Source organism: Nostoc sp., assembly GCF_036919555.1.
Classification (GTDB): domain Bacteria; phylum Cyanobacteriota; class Cyanobacteriia; order Cyanobacteriales; family Nostocaceae; genus Nostoc.
In genome coordinates this window covers 48,886-64,445 of the sequence record NZ_JBALCS010000058.1, presented here as the reverse complement: position 1 = coordinate 64,445, position 15,560 = coordinate 48,886, and the positions used below count along the sequence as shown (strand labels likewise).

Below are 15,560 nucleotides of genomic sequence, written 5' to 3'. Positions count from 1 at the left end.
CAATCGAATATGCTGCCATCTCTAAATAATCTGTTTTTTTACATCTTTCAAGTTTACAATCTTTGTGGCTGGTTTGATATCAAATTGCTGTAAGTTTGTTTATGGATTCCATATTTAAGAACTCGTTGTGATAAAGCTCTTGATTTACCGTTAAGCGGTAAGAAGAATAATTATCTTAATGGTGTTAATCAACTTTTTTGATTTTCAAAGTTTCTAAAGGATGTTTAGCAACCATTTCTTTAAAAGGAATCAATTCTTCTTCGGGGGTACAAACGTGTTGCACTCCTTCAATTTTAGTAGAAGCTATAACTAATCTCTTTGACCTAGCTAAGTAGGTCGGCGTAAATAATTATTGTTGGGATAAGGTAGAGGATGGAAAGCAGGGAGCAGGGTGAGAAAGAGTTTGAGCCTTATTTACTTTTCTTCACACAGTTTGGTTTTATTGCACCGACTTACTTACTGAAAACCATTCATTAAAAATATCCATTCCTGCTTTCTCATCATACTTTAGTCCAGATGGTCAAACGCTGATTAGTGGTAGCCAAGATGAGACAATTAAGCTTTGGGATGTATTCACGGGTGAATGCCTAAAAACACTGCGATCGCCTAGACCCTATGAAGGAATGAAAATCACCGGAGTGACAGGCTTAACCGCAGCGCAGTTAGTAACACTAAAAGCTTTAGGGGCAGTGTAAGTGGAAGATAAAGAGCAAAAATAAAAGGTAAAAGAATGAATTTTGCCTTTTTCCTTCATCCTTTTACCTTTTTTATGTACCTGATGCTTATTTCATGTTAGCCCTTGCGTCCTTCACTGCGGCAAAGAAAAATAATCCGGTGAGTGGAATGCTCAATACCAGGATAATCGCCGTGGCTGGGACACCAAAATCTGGTTGTCCGTAACTGAGTTCAAAAATCGAACCTACAGCTGCGATCGCACTTACACAAGAACCACCCAGAAATAAACCGCTTTTTGGAGTTAAATACACTACTAGCCCCCTATGCTATTGGTTTCACCGCTTGATACGAGAAGCCATTCTTAGATAACTCCTGGATTAAAGTCAAGGAGTTTTCTACACGGTCTACAAATACCACGCCGTTGAGGTGATCCATCTCGTGCTGAATGCAGCGTCCCAGGAGGTCATTAGCCTTTAATGTCCGGGGACGACCGTACTCGTCTTTATAGGCAATTTCCACGACTTCGGGGCGCTTCACATTTAGGTATACATTGGGAATACTCAAGCATCCTTCTTCGGCAACAGAGATGTCGCGGCTGACTTGTTTAATGGTGGGGTTAATCAACACCAAAGGCTGATTAGCTGCGTTCTCTGGTTCCAGATCGATGACAATTAGTTGTTTGTGAATTCCCACTTGGGGTGCAGCCAAACCAATGCCATCTTTGCTGTACATAGTTTGCAGCATTTCGCGCACCAGTTGGCGGAGTTCGTTATCTACTTTAGAAATCCGCTTTGCAGCTTGACGCAGCACGCGATCGCCTAAATAATGAAGCTCCAAAGGTGGATTTTTTAACTTTTTTTTCTCTACAGCAATTTCAGAGGGCATGAGTCTCAATGGCTAGATGGTGAAAATTCGTACTATCTTAATTCTATCAAGCCGGGGAGTGGAGAGTGGGGAGTGCTGAATTACGAATTACGAATTACGAATTACTTATTGGGGTGATGTGTGTTTAAATCTCTCACGAAACTTGACTATCTGCTCAAAGAAACTTTCCTCGGTTTATTGCGGGGAGGTTGGATGAATTGGGCAGCTATAAGTACTGTGACGGTGTTACTGTTTTTATTCGGCTTGAGTTTGCAAAGCTCTTGGCAAGTCGAAAAACTCCTGTATCAGTTTGGTAGTCAGCTAGAAATATCAGTTTATCTCCAACCGGATACGCAGGTCGAAAGCATTCAGCCACTGATCGAAAAAATGCCAGATGTGGCGGCGATACAAACCATTACCAAAGAGGAAGCTTGGACTAAGTTAGTTAAGGAAATGAGAATTTCTGATATTGAGGGGGCTACCCAGCAGCTAGGTGAGAATCCTCTAGTTGATGAGATGAAGGTGAAAGCCCGTAATTCTCAAGTTGTACCAACCTTAGCAACGCAGTTGGCTAAGTTACCAGGAGTTGAGACGGTGCAGTATGTTGATGAAGCAGTTAAACGCATTGCCCAGTTGCACCAAGGTTTGAACTGGATTACTTTAACAATTACGATTATTCTGACTTTAACAGCGATCGCAGTCACTAATACCACAATTCGGCTGATTGTCATGGCGCGACGCCAGGAAATTGAAATTATGCAACTAGTGGGAGCTACTTCTGCTTGGATTTACCTACCGTTTATTTTACAAGGAATTACCTTTGGCTTAGTTGGTGGTGCGATCGCTTGGAGTTTCATTTCTGTGATTCAAGAGTTTGTCGGTAAGTTGCTAGTCAATCAACCTGAATTTATCCAAGTTATCACCAATAGGGTGCAACTCACTCCAGCAGAAATTTTATTATTGCCCCTAATTCTTTTGAGTTTCGGTGCAGCTGTAGGATTAATGGGGAGCTTGTTTGCTGTCCGACGTTTTGCTAAAGGTTAGGCATTAGGGATTGGGCATTGGGCATAGGGTATGGGGCATAGGGCATGGGGCATGGGGCAAGACAGTTCCGAGTAAAGAAGTGAGATTCTCTACTCAGCACTCAAAACTCAGCACTGATGAGAGGCATTGGGTATTGGTTATGTACAAATGACAAAGGACAAAGGACAAAGGAAGAAATCGCTATGAAATCGCAATGGGAATGTTTTTTGCAGAATCTTGGTGTTTGGGAAGGTTCATTTACCAATTTTTCTCCCCAAGGGACACTTCTGAACGATACTCCTAGCCGTCTTTCTCTAGAAGGTTTGAACAATAACCAGACAGTACGCCTAACTCTGAGCCGTTCGGGACAAGATGTGAAAAGAGAATTTAGTTATGTGGGAGGGGGTTTGCTGTTTTTTGAAAATGGTTCATTTTCTGAAGGTTTAATTCAGCTAAGGCCATTTTCCGAATTCGGTGCAGAACTTGCTTTGGTTCATGAAAATCGGCGCTTACGTCTAGTGCAACTGTTTGATCAGACTGGTAATCTCAGTGGACTAACCTTAATTCCAGAACATTTAGCTGGAACACAAACAGCAGAACGTCCAACTTTGCAGCTAGATGACTTGTTGGGAGAATGGCGTGGTGAAGCAGTGACAATATATCCAGATTGGCGTTCGCGTAGCGTCTCCGAAGGAGATTCGCCTGATACTTACTCTACAACTTTGAAATTACAACTTGATGATACTGGGCGATTAATTCAAAGTACTTCTTTTGGCGATCGTACAATTACCTCAATTGCTACCATCAAAGATCCGATCATTCTCTTTGACCAAGATCCCCAAAAGCAAGTCCAAGTATTACTTTTACCAGATGGCGCTTCTGCAACTTCTCCTCTCAAGGTGCAGTTACGTCAACCCTTATTTCTGGAAGTGGGCTGGTTAATTCAACCAAACCTGCGCCAACGGATGATTCGCAGCTACAACGAGAAAGGCGAATGGGTTAGTCTCACATTAGTTACTGAAGAAAGGGTAGGAAACTGTTAGTACAACTTACCTCTAGTAAGGAAACTTTAAATTCTCTCAATGAATAGTTCTTATGTACTAAATGTATCTATTTAATTGCGGTGTGACAGTTCTGGGTGCAGAATTTGGGATTTAACTAAATATTGCTACTATCTTAGGGCTGAATTTTACAAAAAAGTAATAGCAGTATTAGTCTAAAAGTTATATTTTTTTTCAAAATCAACACATTTTTCTTCTTTGTTTTAAGATCAAACTAATATGATGCTTAATCGAGACATTCTTTACAGAAGTTAGTGAATCCCCAGGAGTTAAATTACTACATTCAAACCTGATATTTCAAACAGGAGGTAGATTGTCATGACACAGCAAAATGCTGCCCGACTTTTCCAAGCCGTAAAACAAGATCAAGCATTACAGGAAAGACTCAAAGTAACAGCTGATCCAGAAGCTTTCATCAAGATTGCTCAAGAGCGTGGCTATGAATTCACCGCCCAAGAACTGGACAGTGAGATCAGCAAATTGTCTGAAGAAGATTTAGCCACCATTGTTAATCCAGGATGGGGGACTAGACGCCATATTTATCCTAGATAATTCGTGTTCTAGGAAACCGAAAGTATAGGAACAACTGAATTAACAAGTTTTGCCCCTCAAGGGGATATCGTTGTATCATCTCCTTTAGGGGCATTCCTGTTAAACTAAGAGGATGTTTTAAAAGTATTTGGCGAATGTAATTCGCTACTACACAAACAAATTCCACCTCTGTGGACTAATAAAAAATCAAAAGCTTCATAACCTGCGGAGCCAGGTTTTGTCTGTATAACCAAGTCAGTGCGGTCTTTTTGGTTTCCACATAGGAGCAACTGGCGTGCGATTTTTAATCGCTAGGATAAGTGATACCAATTCTGCCAATTCTGTATGAAGATGCGCTAAACCATATTTACAGCGTTTTTCAGGTAAATGAGGTACACAGGTAGGGGCACAATAATGTTGTGCCCTTACAATAATCTGTACAGAGGCGCTTGTTGCAATCTGCTGTAAGTACAATAAAGAAAGAAAGAAAGAAAAACAAATCACAAAGGACACAAAAAAAGAAGTTAAAAGGGTTTGGCGCAGCCTCACAAAGAAATGATATAAGTGGCAAGAATAAATAAAACTATGTTACGCAATGTAAAATTCATTAAATTGTCTTGTAATAAAGGCTTCAGCCCTATTTTCACGGCTAGAGCCGCTTAGTACAAACCTTTAATTATTCATACTCACTTACTTATATAAAAATTAGCTTTTCAAATATCCTCTCCCCACCTGCTTAACTCATGAGTTAGGATGACTATATTTTAATCAGGTGATATGAAAAGAATAGAAGTTGAACAAAGAACTATTTTAATTGGTTTGGCAGGTAGCCACGGCTATGGTTTAAATCGTCCTGATTCCGACTTTGATTATCGGGGAGTATTTATTGCACCCAAAAGGTATTACTTGGGATTTGACCGTATAGAACAAAAAGATGCTGGTTGGGATGAACCAGGAATATTTCCATTCCTAGATGGTAACAAAGATACAGTTATATATGAGTTAAGAAAAATCCTCCAGTTATTAGCAGGCGCGAATCCCAATGTTTTAGAATTGTTGTGGTTAAATAACTATCCTTTTTTAAACGCAGTAGGAGAGCATTTAATTATTCATAAACAGTTATTTTTGAGCAAGAAGGTAAAACATACTTACACTGGTTATGCCTTTGCCCAAATCAAAAAGATGGAAACTCATCGTAAATGGTTGTTAAAGCCACCGCACAAAAAACCAATACCATCTGACTTCGCCATAGAAGACGAAGCACCTCTGGGCAAAGATGAGCTAAATGCTTTTTTGGAGTATCTTTATAACTTAATTAGAGGACGGATTGAATTTTTGGAAGAAGCGGAACAATTATACCAATTGCTAACAGCAGATATTGATTTTAAAGGAGTGTTAAAACAATATACTTTACCCGATGAAACTTTGGAATATACCCAACAGTTAACTAATAGCCGTAAAGATTTTATCCGCCTGCTTCAGAAAAGCCAAAGCTATCAAATAGCTTTAAGAGAATGGAAGGCTTACTTATCTTGGCAGGAAAATAGAAATCCGGCTAGGGCAGAAATGGAAAGAAAGTCGGGTTTTGACCTCAAACATGGGATGCACTGCATTAGATTGTTACACAGTGGAGTAGAAATATTGCGTCAAGGTGAAGTGATTGTAGATAGGAGAATAGCTGGCGATGTTGAGGATTTAAAAGCTATTTTAAAGGGTGAGTATTCTTATGAGCAGGTGATGAAAATGGCAGAAGATTTGGTCGCCGAAATGGAAATTGTTTATGAACAATCTGCCCTACCTCACAAACCTGATTTGGAGCAAATTAATGAATTGTGTATGGAATTGGTGGAAATGCAAAAATGGAGTCATTAGTCATTAGTCATTAGTCATTGGCTGTGAACAAAGGACAAAAGACAAATAACAAATGACTAACTAGAGAGTGTACATTAAGTCAGCAAAGCCATAGATGCTGATGACGAGCAATAGAGATGCTGTTATTTGGGTAATTTTGGTCTGGGGTGAGGGCGCGATCGCTTCCCGCACTAAGATGGAAATAGATGCCCCAACTACTAAGCTCAAGCCTAAAATTAAATATGGTCTGTCGGGTAAAATACTGGATATTGCCAGCATTGCGATCGCTAATAAGAGCATCAATAATTCTACAAACCTGGGCGGGTTGTATTGGCTAGATAGAATAAAGCTGTTGAACCAAAAAGACCAAAATCTCATATTCAGTGCTGAGTGCTGTTAGCGGAAGCGGGGCGTTTAGCCCGTTAAGAGTGCTGAGTTATGAGTGAGAAGTTAGGAGTTCTATAGTCAGTCGTGAGTGTTGAGTTAGGAGTTATGAGTGAGAAATTATAGTCGTGATTTATAAAGCCATTTTTCATTCAAAACCCCTAACTCCTAACTTTTAACTCCTGTACAGACGCGATTAATCGCGTCTCTACCCCTAACTTTTAACCTCTAGCCCCTAACTTTTGACCTGTGCCGTTTTTTTGTGCAGTATCACTTTCTGGTAGTTCGATGCCAAAGACGCGGCTAAAAACTTTGGCGACTTTGTAACCAGAATCAATCGATTCTAAAGGGTCTTTCCGCAGTCTGTGACGCAAGCATAGCGTAATTACGCGATGGATATCATCAACTGTAACTTCAGTGCGTCCTTCATAAGCTGTTAAGGCTTTGGCAGCACGGTTACTAACGATGTCACCCCGCAAACCATCTACATCCAGTTCTGAGCAGACTTCAGAAATTTTTACCCGTAGATCATAGTCAATTTTCACTTCTGGCAAAAGCTGTTGAGCATTGACAATTTGCTCTTGCAATGCTTCCTGCTGGGGTTTGTAGTTTTCGAGAAATACTGGCGGATTTTGGTCAAAATCTGCCCGTTGTTCCACAATTTGCACCCGCAAGGCTGGTTCTTTGACTGTGTGAATTTCTGCGTGCATCCCAAAGCGATCGAGCAGTTGGGGGCGTAGTTCGCCTTCTTCAGGGTTTCCAGAACCCACAAGAACGAAACGCGCTGGATGACGGATAGAAATACCTTCCCGTTCTACAGTGTTCCATCCACTGGCAGCCGAGTCGAGTAGCACGTCTACAAGGTGGTCATCTAGTAAGTTGACTTCATCCACATAGAGAATGCCCCGATTAGCCTTTGCCAGCAGTCCCGGTTCAAAGGCTTTGACGCCTTCGGATAAAGCTTTCTCGATGTCGATTGTGCCACAAACTCGGTCTTCTGTAGCTCCTAGCGGCAGGTCTACCATTTGGACTTTTTTCTGAGTTACAGGAATTTCCGCCCCTTGTTCTAACAGTTGGCGGACTTCATCGCTCATCAAGTCGGGGTCGCTAGGATCACTACTGAAGGGGTCATTGGCAACCACAGAAATTTCTGGCAGCAGATCCGCCAGCGCCCGGATAGTTGTGGATTTCCCAGTGCCGCGATCGCCCATAATCATTACACCACCAATTTTGGGGTCAATCACGTTCAATAGCAGCGCCAGTTTCATTTCTTCCTGGCCCACAATTGCCGTAAAAGGAAATACTATGCGACGCACACTTGCCGTGGATTGAGCAGTTGGACTCACTAAATTACCTTAACAATATGTTTCTTATTACAATTCTTTATTGTGACACAGGTAGGGCATGGAATAGTTTAGTAAATTTAAAAGTCTTATTAAACACATATCATTATAAGTATATATATTAAAATGATAATCATTTAGTTAAGTATATAACCGAGAAACTAATGAATCAAAATAGAGTACAACCTGGTCTTTTTGGATTAGCTATATCTAATATAAATTTCTCTCGATCTAATACTTGGGGATAAAATTAATCAAGTATTGAGATAATATTTGATGGTATTATAAGTAATCTAGAGAGATTGGATTAAAAATTAAAATCCATATAAAATAAAGTATGAAAGAAAAATATAGAGATGAGATAAAAAACTCTTCAATTAGAGTTTTAGACCTTTTCGCAGGTTGTGGAGGGTTATCTTTAGGGTTTCAAAATGCTGGATTTAATATTCTAGCAGCATTTGATAATTGGAAACCAGCTATAGATGTTTATCAAAAAAACTTTAGTCATGAAATTTTTGATTACGATCTTAGTAATTTGAGGACAAACTATGAAATTTTTAGAGAAATGAGTCCTGAAATTATTATTGGTGGACCCCCATGCCAAGACTTTTCTAGTGCTGGTAAACGTGATGAAGATTTAGGAAGAGGGGATTTAAGTATTAAATTTTCTGAGATAGTTACAAGTGTTCTTCCTCAGTGGTTTGTGATAGAAAATGTAGAACTATTTCGTAAAAGCAATAAATATAAAGAGGCTAGACAAATTTTGAAAGCTGCTGGATATGGTTTAAGTGAAATAATTTTGGATGCTAGTCTGTGCGGTGTACCTCAAAAGCGAAAAAGATTTTTTTGCTTTGGAGAGTTACAAGGAAAAGACGAAAGTCTAGAACCTTACCTGAAAAAAAGTTTAGCAGATAAACCAATGACCATTAGAGATTATCTGGAAAATAAATTAGAAATTCAATATTACTACAGACATCCAAGAAGTTACCAAAGAAGAGGAATTTTTAGTATTGATGAACCTAGCCCAACAGTAAGAGGAGTTAATCGTCCTATTCCTAAAACCTATAATAAACACCCTAAAGATCCAGTCCCCGTTACAGAAAACTTGCGCCCCTTGACTACAATTGAAAGAAGCTACTTGCAGACTTTCCCTGAAACATTTATTTTTGAAGGGACAAAAACAGACCTGGAACAAATGATCGGAAATGCTGTCCCAGTCAAGCTTGCAGAGTATGTTGCTCAAAGTATCCTTGAATATATTAAAGATAATTTAAATAAATCTATAAGAATTACATAAAAAAATTATACTTCAGAATTCAGTTCCAACAAACTGAACACCTATATCTTTTCTAATAGTTGATTGAAGGTGATATCTAATATGCTAAAAAAATTAGATGTCAGTTATTAATATAAAATGGGAGATTCCATTAAGGAGTTTAAATCTCCCAAGGTGTTTTTACTTTAGTCATTAGTTTAACTCATACTTATTAAAGTGTACATCTAGTTATTAGCGGAACTTGATGCTTGAATGATTATCATTACTATATACTGGTGATTTTATTTTTTGAAAGTCCAATGGAGTATAAAATCCCTAATGCCAATGTCTGTTGGGCACTAATGACTACTAACTACGTCAAGCATCTTATAGTTTGCTAGGTCTGCTTTAGTTTTTATGGTGCAAAAGTTTCATAAGCAGGGAACGAACAACTACCAACTGATTAATCCTGTAGTAAGCATAAATACTTGTAAACTATATGGTTAGTAGATTGAATTATAAAAGCAAGCAATGACGTGTGTGGGTAGCTAATGCATCATTCAAATCTATGAAATTATCTTTTATTATTCAAAATTGGCGGCGTAGATGTACAGCAGCTTGTCGTCAGACATCGTTCAAGTATCTTTTTCCAATTCTCATTTTAATATCCTTTGTTACGGTATTGCTGGTAGACAGTTTCACCCCTGCGATCGCACAGTTACCTCGTCAGGAAATTCGCGGGGTTTGGATGACCACCAATGATTTTGACACCCTTAAGGATCGCGCCAAAGTGCAGGATGCCGTGAGTCAACTGCGGCAGATGAACTTCAATACAATCTATCCTGTGGTGTGGAATTCTGGCTATGTGATGTATCCCAGTGCCCTAGCACAACGAGCAGGTATTCAACCTTTTGTCTACAAAGGTTTAGATGGGCATGATATTCTAGCAGACCTCATTACCCAAGCCCATCGCCAAGGATTGTTGGTAATTCCCTGGTTTGAATTTGGTTTCATGGCTCCCCCAACCTCAGAACTGGCATTGAATTACCCAGATTGGTTCACACAAAAGCGGGATGGTAGCCAAACTTCGATCAGTGCTGGGGGTGAGGTTATGTGGCTTAATCCGTTCCATCCACAAGTGCAACAGTTCATCACCAATCTCGTGCTAGAAACTGTTACCCAATATAATGCCGATGGCATTCAGTTTGACGATCACATGAGTTTGCCCTACGAATTTGGCTACGATCAATATACAGTTGCCTTGTACACTCAAGAAACCAATAATGCTCCCCCAAGTAATCCCCAAGATCCGGCATGGGTACAGTGGCGGGCAGATAAAATTACGGCGTTCATGGTACAACTTAACCAAGCTGTGAAGCAGAGAAAACCCCAGGCAATTTTCTCCATTGCTCCCAATTACTATGATTTTGCTTACAAGTTTCACTTGCAAGATTGGCTTACTTGGATGCGGCAAAATATTGTAGATGAGTTAATTGTGCAAATTTATCGTCCGAATCTGCAAAGTTTTGTGGCAAATCTTTCTCGCCCAGAAATTCAAGAAGCGCAACAAATAATTCCAACTGGAGTTGGGATTATGACAGGGTTAAGAAATAATCCAGTTCCCCTGCAACAAATTAAGTCTCAGGTGCGGGCTGCTCAAGAACGCGGTCTAGGCATAAGCTTCTTTTATTATGAAAGTCTTTGGAACGAGGCCCCAGAACCTTTAAGCGAGCGACAAGCTGGATTTGAAACTCTCTTTCCATCTCCTGCACTCCGCGCCAGAAGTGAATAACTTTTCTGTTTAAGATGATGTCTATAAACAAGATTACCGACTTTTAAAATAAGTCGGTAATCTTGTTGTAACCGGGAGCATATCACTTTCGTAGAAAGCCTGTAAAACCTCACCCCAACCCTCTCCTTAGTAAGGAGAGGGAGCAGAAATCTTGTTTCCCCCCTTAACAAGGGGGGATTAAGGGGGGTCGATTTAGGATACATTTGCAAAACTGAGATGCTCCCGTTGTAACCACTTCAGATTAATGCTTCTACCGTTCTGAATTAGCTTTTGAAATTAGCCCTAAAATTGCATGAATCGGACAACTGTTCGACCTTGCAGCCTACCAAGCTATCCGACTCAGTTTGATATTCAGAGGTCGTCATCAACCTCACTGGATTAGGCTTGGACTCTTTTTTGGTACGCCCGATGAATTCCCATTCACCAGTTCTCACACAAAAGAGTACTGCCCCAAACCACCACAACCCGAAAACCCACGTTGTTGTTCCTGTTGTCACGCGCGTTATAGTTGCGATTCGCCGAGCGGCAATTCCTGGGATTGTTGTTCCACGAACCACCACGCAGCAGCCGGTGTTGCCTACCCTATTGTTCAGATTAACACGATAGACTCGAAATTAGAGAATTAACCAACAACATCTTCTAATTGCCAAGTAATAAATATTTGCTGGCGCAGCTGCCATGTATTACCATGCATTAAGTGGGCAACCCAACTCTGCATTGATTGACACATTTTTTCATATTCAACTTTTCCTTGATGATAGTCCCAGAGCATTTGTCGTAATCTTTTTTTTGCCAGACGCAGATTATCACTGCGTATCCTAATTCGGTCTGGTAAAATGCGAAACCCGACAAAATTAGCTCCGTATTTTGTTTCAAATAATTGGCTTTTTATGGGATGAATTTTAACTCTTAAACCAGCAAGGTATTCCTCTATTTCGATTCTGGCGTTTTCCAAAAACAGTTTGTCATCTGAAAATAGGGCAAAGTCGTCTACATAACGAATATATTGAGATGCTTTGATTTGTTCTTTAACAAAATGGTCAAAGTTGTTTAGATATACATTAGCAAAAAATTGGCTGGTTAGATTACCAATTGGTAAACCATGTCTTCTTTCAAGAGGTGTCAGTAAATCATCTCCAATAAAATAATTAAGTACTGGCTCTTGATGATTGCTGCTATCAATAATGGTATTAATTAGCCCAAGTGTATCAGAACATTTGATTTTACGTTGTACAAGGGACTTTAAAATTTCATGGTCGATACTAGGAAAATATTTACGAATATCAGCTTGCAAAACATAACGGTTTGAACGAGCAAATTTAGTAAAGCGACGTAAAGCGCGATGGGAGCCAAAACCAACACGATTGGCGTAGGAATCACTGATAAATGTACGTTCAAATATGGGAACAATTACGTTACAGAGAGCATGATGCACAACTCTATCACGATAGGGAGCCGCTGAAATCATTCGCGGTTTGGGTTCAAAAATTTGAAATGTGGTGTAGTTCCCAGGAGAGTATGTTTTTGAATGTAATTCTTCTTGCAGTTGAAATAACTCTTGCTCTAAATTGTAGTTAAACTCTAAAACATTTTCTCGGAAACGTTTACCCCGTTGTGCTTGCTGGGCGGCTGATAGCAAATTTCCAAATGCTATAATTTGATTCCAAAGATTTCCATATCGTTTCATTTAAATTAACCCGCGCAGGCAACTTTTGTCTGTGTAGCCGCGATTTCTAATCGCCTGGTTTAATTGGAAGTACTTGGTTTAATTTTTTGCTGTTTTATCCATCCACCCAAATCGATGCCAATATCATTTAAAAGTTTTTGAGCATATTCATAACGCTCTGTTTTAATTAAGTTAAACTCTAAAAGTAACCGAGTTTGATAACGTAAAATATCTAGCTAACTATTTAATTCTTCTAATTGAGCTAATTTTTGCCTCGCATACCGTGCTACAATTAAACTATCTAATAAGTCATATAGTTCTGTAATAATCCGATTTCCTAGCAAAAATTTATGATCTCTAGGCAGACGGTTTAAAATTGGCACATACCACTTGATTAAATCGTATGTTTTCTGTATTATAGGTAAATCATTCATCCGAGAACTAAGAAAAAATCATCGCGCAGAGCGCGAGACATTAAGAAGGGTAAAGAAATAAAGAGCAGAGCGCTAAAGGGCAAGAGTGTAAAGGGCTACTAAGTCCTGCCCCAAACCACCACAACCCGAAAACCCACGTGGCTGAACCAGCTGTCACGCGCGCGATAGCCGCGAATCGCCGAGCGGCAATTCCAGGGATTGAAGTCCCACGAACCACCACGCAGCAGCCGGCTTTGATTATCATTATCAACAATCCAAGCGCTTCCGTCTCTTGGCGCTCCGTTATAATTTTCGTGCCACTCATCCAGACACCATTCCCATATACTACCATGCATATCAAATAAACCAAAGGGGTTGGCAGGACATTTTCCCACATCTGTTGTTTGCCCACGATACTCACCCTTTGGCCCCTGAGCATAATTACCTGGGTATACTGTTCCGTTATAATCCCAGTCTGTCCCCCGATAATTCGCTAAATCCGTTGTAATCGTTTCGCCAAAATAAAACGGCGTAGTCGTTCCCGCCCGACAAGCATATTCCCATTCGGCTTCACTGGGTAAGCGATAGGTTTTCTCAGTCTTTTTAGATAGTCGAGCGCAAAACTCAATTGCATCATCCCAAGAAACCCTTTCAACAGGTCGATTAGCACCTTTAAAATTGGATGGGTCGGGATTTAAATCAACATCAACCTTGGGTAAGGCGGCAACAGATTTCCATTGACTCTGAGTTACCGGAAATTTCCCCATGAAAAAGGGTTGAATGGTGACACGATGCTGTGGACTTTCAGAGTCATATCGTTCTGGCTCATTGTCTGGCGAACCCATAAGAAATTTACCGCCCGGAATTGCAACCATATCCAGAACTACACCATTACCCAAGTTTTCTGTAAAAAACTCGGCGCGTCCACGACTGCGGTTAATTTCATAGGTTTTTTTCCCCATACCCAAAAATCCTGCTGATTTGGGGGTTAGGGTGGCGGTGTCAAACTCAAACGGCTGAGTTTGAATAGTTGGGGGAGATGATTCTTTTTCCCGTTCTTTTTTTAATTCTGCTTGCCGTCTTTGATTTTCGGCTGTTTCTTGTTCTTGGCGTAATCTTTGGGCTTCCTGCTGCTGGCGCTCATATTCTACTTGTTTTAGCGCAAACACTCGTTGTTCAATTGGTTCTATATCTTCATCCCGAAGATTCAAGATATTTTGTAAGCGTTTTAAGCCATTGCGGTCTTTGTTACTGAGTGGATATTGTTTTATCTGAGATAAAGCTTGCTGATAACGCAGCAATTTTTGCTGACGCTGGCGATAAGGTTCCAAAACCTCAAACTCAATTGCATCAGCCTCATCAGCAGATAACCTCAGATTATTCCGCAACTCATCCAGATAAAAGCGGCTTCCTACAGAAATCTCTCCTTCATCCTCAAGGGCAATATTATCAAATTCCTTGCGATATTTCAGGCTGGGGTCATCTTTGGGCGACTTTGCCAGAAAAATCCGAGAACCACCGTCCTTAAATGGATAAAATTCTGGTGTCATAGCGGGGGATGCTTCTTGCACTTTACTTTTCGCATACAAATGCAACTCTTCTACCGCAATCCAGCCATCCCCGTCTATATCGGCTGCACCTTTCTCAATCCCTTCTACCAGATAGTGAGTGTAAATCGAAAGCTCTAAGCCATTGGACTCAAAAGCATATTGCATCGATGTGGAAGCAGTAAGAATTGCCCTTCCCTCGCCCCCTAAATGCTGTTCCAGGTCAATAGTACCAATATCTTTAGCTGTCAAACCCTTGGCAAAAGCACCACTAAAGCAGCAATCTAAAATTACCACCAGTCGCCTCGACTTGCTCAGGTTCATATAATGATGCACATCTCTCGCTGCTACGGCTGTAGTTGGCACCAATTTCTCCTGATTTTTCTCGGTGTTGCGAGTTGAGAAGTAAAAGTCCCCGTCATCTACTTTCACACCATGACCAGAAAAATACAAAAGCAGTAAGTCATTTTTCTGACGATGGTCATACAAGTTATAAATAGCATTCTCCATGTCCTGCCGTTGGGGATTTTTCAGCATTGTGACATCCGCCTCAGCAAAATCACCCATTTCTGGGTTTACCAAAACTCGCCGCATCGCCTCGACATCTTTAACAGCATTTGGTAGCGGTGCTAATCCTGGCTCATATTCACTAATCCCTATCAGCAGTGCGACTTTTGCCATTTAGCTGTTTGATTTATTGTTCAAAAAATCTTGTGCTTTCTGGAGGGCAAATTCAAACTCTTCTCGACCGCTAGCTTCGATATTGAGTTCTCTGCCGTCAGGGGCTTTCACCCCAATTTTAATTGGTTTGTTGCCAAAGCGATCGCTCAGAAATTTAAACAAACTCTTAATATTAGAAGCGTTAATTTGTGCTTTTAACAATCCCCAGACAAAGCCGCTGATACTCTTTGTCCCCTTGGGTGCGTTTTCCACTGCAACTAAATCTGCATTTTCTACCCCATCCACTTCTCTTAACTGAGGTAATAAATTTTCTACTTCTGTTTGCAACTCCTCATCGTCTAAACCCAGTTCAGCTAGAGAAATCGTCACCTGAACGTTAGATGTCGCTGTCATGTGAATCGCTTAAGTATTTTTTGGGTCTTTTTTAATGATTGTATCGTTCATTCTAGCTAATTTAGTAAATATTCGGGAAGC

Annotated in this window: 14 protein-coding genes and 2 pseudogenes; 8 read left to right on the top strand and 8 right to left on the bottom strand. The window is 40.3% G+C overall.

All coding sequences use genetic code 11. The features are described 5' to 3' along the window. Positions 1–503 precede the first annotated feature (503 nt). Positions 504–695: pseudogene (locus V7K36_RS17550) on the top strand (WD40 repeat domain-containing protein); the annotation flags it as partial. 87 nt (positions 696–782) lie between these two features. On the opposite strand, the gene V7K36_RS17545 reads toward V7K36_RS17550, so the two are convergent. After that, positions 783–986 (bottom strand): hypothetical protein, encoded by a 204-nt coding sequence (locus V7K36_RS17545; protein ID WP_334830677.1) that lies wholly within the window; start codon positions 984–986, stop codon positions 783–785. Between the two features lie 10 nt (positions 987–996). Next, positions 997–1,560, bottom strand: a complete 564-nt coding sequence (gene def / locus V7K36_RS17540) for a peptide deformylase (protein ID WP_334830678.1) — start codon at positions 1,558–1,560, stop codon at positions 997–999. Between the two features lie 120 nt (positions 1,561–1,680). On the opposite strand from def, the gene V7K36_RS17535 reads away from it, so the two are divergent. The 4 genes from V7K36_RS17535 to V7K36_RS17520 all read left to right on the top strand — a co-directional run bounded on the left by V7K36_RS17535 (position 1,681) and on the right by V7K36_RS17520 (position 6,026). After that, positions 1,681–2,583: a cell division protein FtsX gene (locus V7K36_RS17535; RefSeq protein ID WP_335117773.1), complete on the top strand. Its 903-nt coding sequence runs from the start codon at positions 1,681–1,683 to the stop codon at positions 2,581–2,583. Positions 2,584–2,765: 182 nt separating this feature from the next. Continuing rightward, a complete protein-coding gene (locus V7K36_RS17530; protein WP_335117771.1) occupies positions 2,766–3,605 on the top strand; it encodes a DUF3598 family protein in 840 nt (279 codons plus the stop codon). Positions 3,606–3,941: 336 nt separating this feature from the next. Beyond that, positions 3,942–4,175, top strand: coding sequence for a Nif11-like leader peptide family natural product precursor (locus tag V7K36_RS17525; protein WP_334830685.1), 234 nt, complete (start codon positions 3,942–3,944; stop codon positions 4,173–4,175). A gap of 756 nt (positions 4,176–4,931) precedes the next feature. Beyond that, positions 4,932–6,026, top strand: a complete 1,095-nt coding sequence (locus V7K36_RS17520; RefSeq protein WP_335117768.1) for a nucleotidyltransferase domain-containing protein — start codon at positions 4,932–4,934, stop codon at positions 6,024–6,026. 60 nt (positions 6,027–6,086) lie between these two features. On the opposite strand, the gene V7K36_RS17515 is transcribed toward V7K36_RS17520, so the two are convergent. Together V7K36_RS17515 and bchI are read right to left on the bottom strand one after the other, a co-directional pair. After that, complete coding sequence (locus V7K36_RS17515; RefSeq protein WP_334939864.1) at positions 6,087–6,383, bottom strand: hypothetical protein; 297 nt, start codon at positions 6,381–6,383, stop codon at positions 6,087–6,089. Positions 6,384–6,610: 227 nt separating this feature from the next. Beyond that, positions 6,611–7,735 carry a magnesium chelatase ATPase subunit I gene (bchI, locus tag V7K36_RS17510; RefSeq protein WP_334830691.1) on the bottom strand — a complete coding sequence of 375 codons (1,125 nt, stop codon included), beginning with the start codon at positions 7,733–7,735 and terminating at the stop codon, positions 6,611–6,613. Positions 7,736–8,069: 334 nt separating this feature from the next. On the opposite strand from bchI, the gene V7K36_RS17505 reads away from it, so the two are divergent. The 3 genes from V7K36_RS17505 (at position 8,070) to V7K36_RS34160 (ending at position 11,385) form a co-directional block, all read left to right on the top strand. Beyond that, the gene (locus tag V7K36_RS17505) at positions 8,070–9,029 is read left to right on the top strand and encodes a DNA cytosine methyltransferase (RefSeq protein ID WP_335117766.1); all 960 of its coding nucleotides are present in this window, start codon (positions 8,070–8,072) and stop codon (positions 9,027–9,029) included. 526 nt (positions 9,030–9,555) lie between these two features. Continuing rightward, entirely contained in the window at positions 9,556–10,779 is a 1,224-nt protein-coding gene (locus V7K36_RS17500) for a glycoside hydrolase family 10 protein (RefSeq protein WP_335117765.1), read from the top strand. A 408-nt stretch (positions 10,780–11,187) separates the two neighbouring features. After that, positions 11,188–11,385, top strand: a complete 198-nt coding sequence (locus tag V7K36_RS34160; RefSeq protein WP_442948478.1) for a hypothetical protein — start codon at positions 11,188–11,190, stop codon at positions 11,383–11,385. A 16-nt stretch (positions 11,386–11,401) separates the two neighbouring features. Here the strand turns inward: V7K36_RS34160 and V7K36_RS17490 are convergent, their stop codons facing one another. The 4 genes and pseudogenes from V7K36_RS17490 to V7K36_RS17475 all read right to left on the bottom strand — a co-directional run bounded on the left by V7K36_RS17490 (position 11,402) and on the right by V7K36_RS17475 (position 15,479). Further along, positions 11,402–12,466, bottom strand: coding sequence for an RNA-directed DNA polymerase (locus tag V7K36_RS17490; RefSeq protein ID WP_335117763.1), 1,065 nt, complete (start codon positions 12,464–12,466; stop codon positions 11,402–11,404). A 59-nt stretch (positions 12,467–12,525) separates the two neighbouring features. After that, a pseudogene (gene avd, locus V7K36_RS17485) lies at positions 12,526–12,879 on the bottom strand (diversity-generating retroelement protein Avd). Between the two features lie 98 nt (positions 12,880–12,977). After that, a complete protein-coding gene (locus V7K36_RS17480; protein WP_335117760.1) occupies positions 12,978–15,086 on the bottom strand; it encodes a caspase, EACC1-associated type in 2,109 nt (702 codons plus the stop codon). After that, positions 15,087–15,479, bottom strand: coding sequence for a sugar ABC transporter permease (locus V7K36_RS17475; RefSeq protein ID WP_335117758.1), 393 nt, complete (start codon positions 15,477–15,479; stop codon positions 15,087–15,089). Positions 15,480–15,560 lie beyond the last annotated feature (81 nt).

Coding starts and splice junctions, on each gene's coding strand:
- V7K36_RS17515 (WP_334939864.1), bottom strand. CDS start 6,383: ATGAGATTTTGGTCTTTTTGGTTCAACAGCTTTATTCTATCTAGCCAA.
- V7K36_RS17480 (WP_335117760.1), bottom strand. CDS start 15,086: ATGGCAAAAGTCGCACTGCTGATAGGGATTAGTGAATATGAGCCAGGA.
- V7K36_RS17505 (WP_335117766.1), top strand. CDS start 8,070: ATGAAAGAAAAATATAGAGATGAGATAAAAAACTCTTCAATTAGAGTT.
- V7K36_RS17475 (WP_335117758.1), bottom strand. CDS start 15,479: ATGACAGCGACATCTAACGTTCAGGTGACGATTTCTCTAGCTGAACTG.
- V7K36_RS17530 (WP_335117771.1), top strand. CDS start 2,766: ATGAAATCGCAATGGGAATGTTTTTTGCAGAATCTTGGTGTTTGGGAA.
- V7K36_RS17525 (WP_334830685.1), top strand. CDS start 3,942: ATGACACAGCAAAATGCTGCCCGACTTTTCCAAGCCGTAAAACAAGAT.
- V7K36_RS17500 (WP_335117765.1), top strand. CDS start 9,556: ATGAAATTATCTTTTATTATTCAAAATTGGCGGCGTAGATGTACAGCA.
- V7K36_RS17520 (WP_335117768.1), top strand. CDS start 4,932: ATGAAAAGAATAGAAGTTGAACAAAGAACTATTTTAATTGGTTTGGCA.
- V7K36_RS17490 (WP_335117763.1), bottom strand. CDS start 12,466: ATGAAACGATATGGAAATCTTTGGAATCAAATTATAGCATTTGGAAAT.
- V7K36_RS34160 (WP_442948478.1), top strand. CDS start 11,188: ATGAATTCCCATTCACCAGTTCTCACACAAAAGAGTACTGCCCCAAAC.
- def (WP_334830678.1), bottom strand. CDS start 1,560: ATGCCCTCTGAAATTGCTGTAGAGAAAAAAAAGTTAAAAAATCCACCT.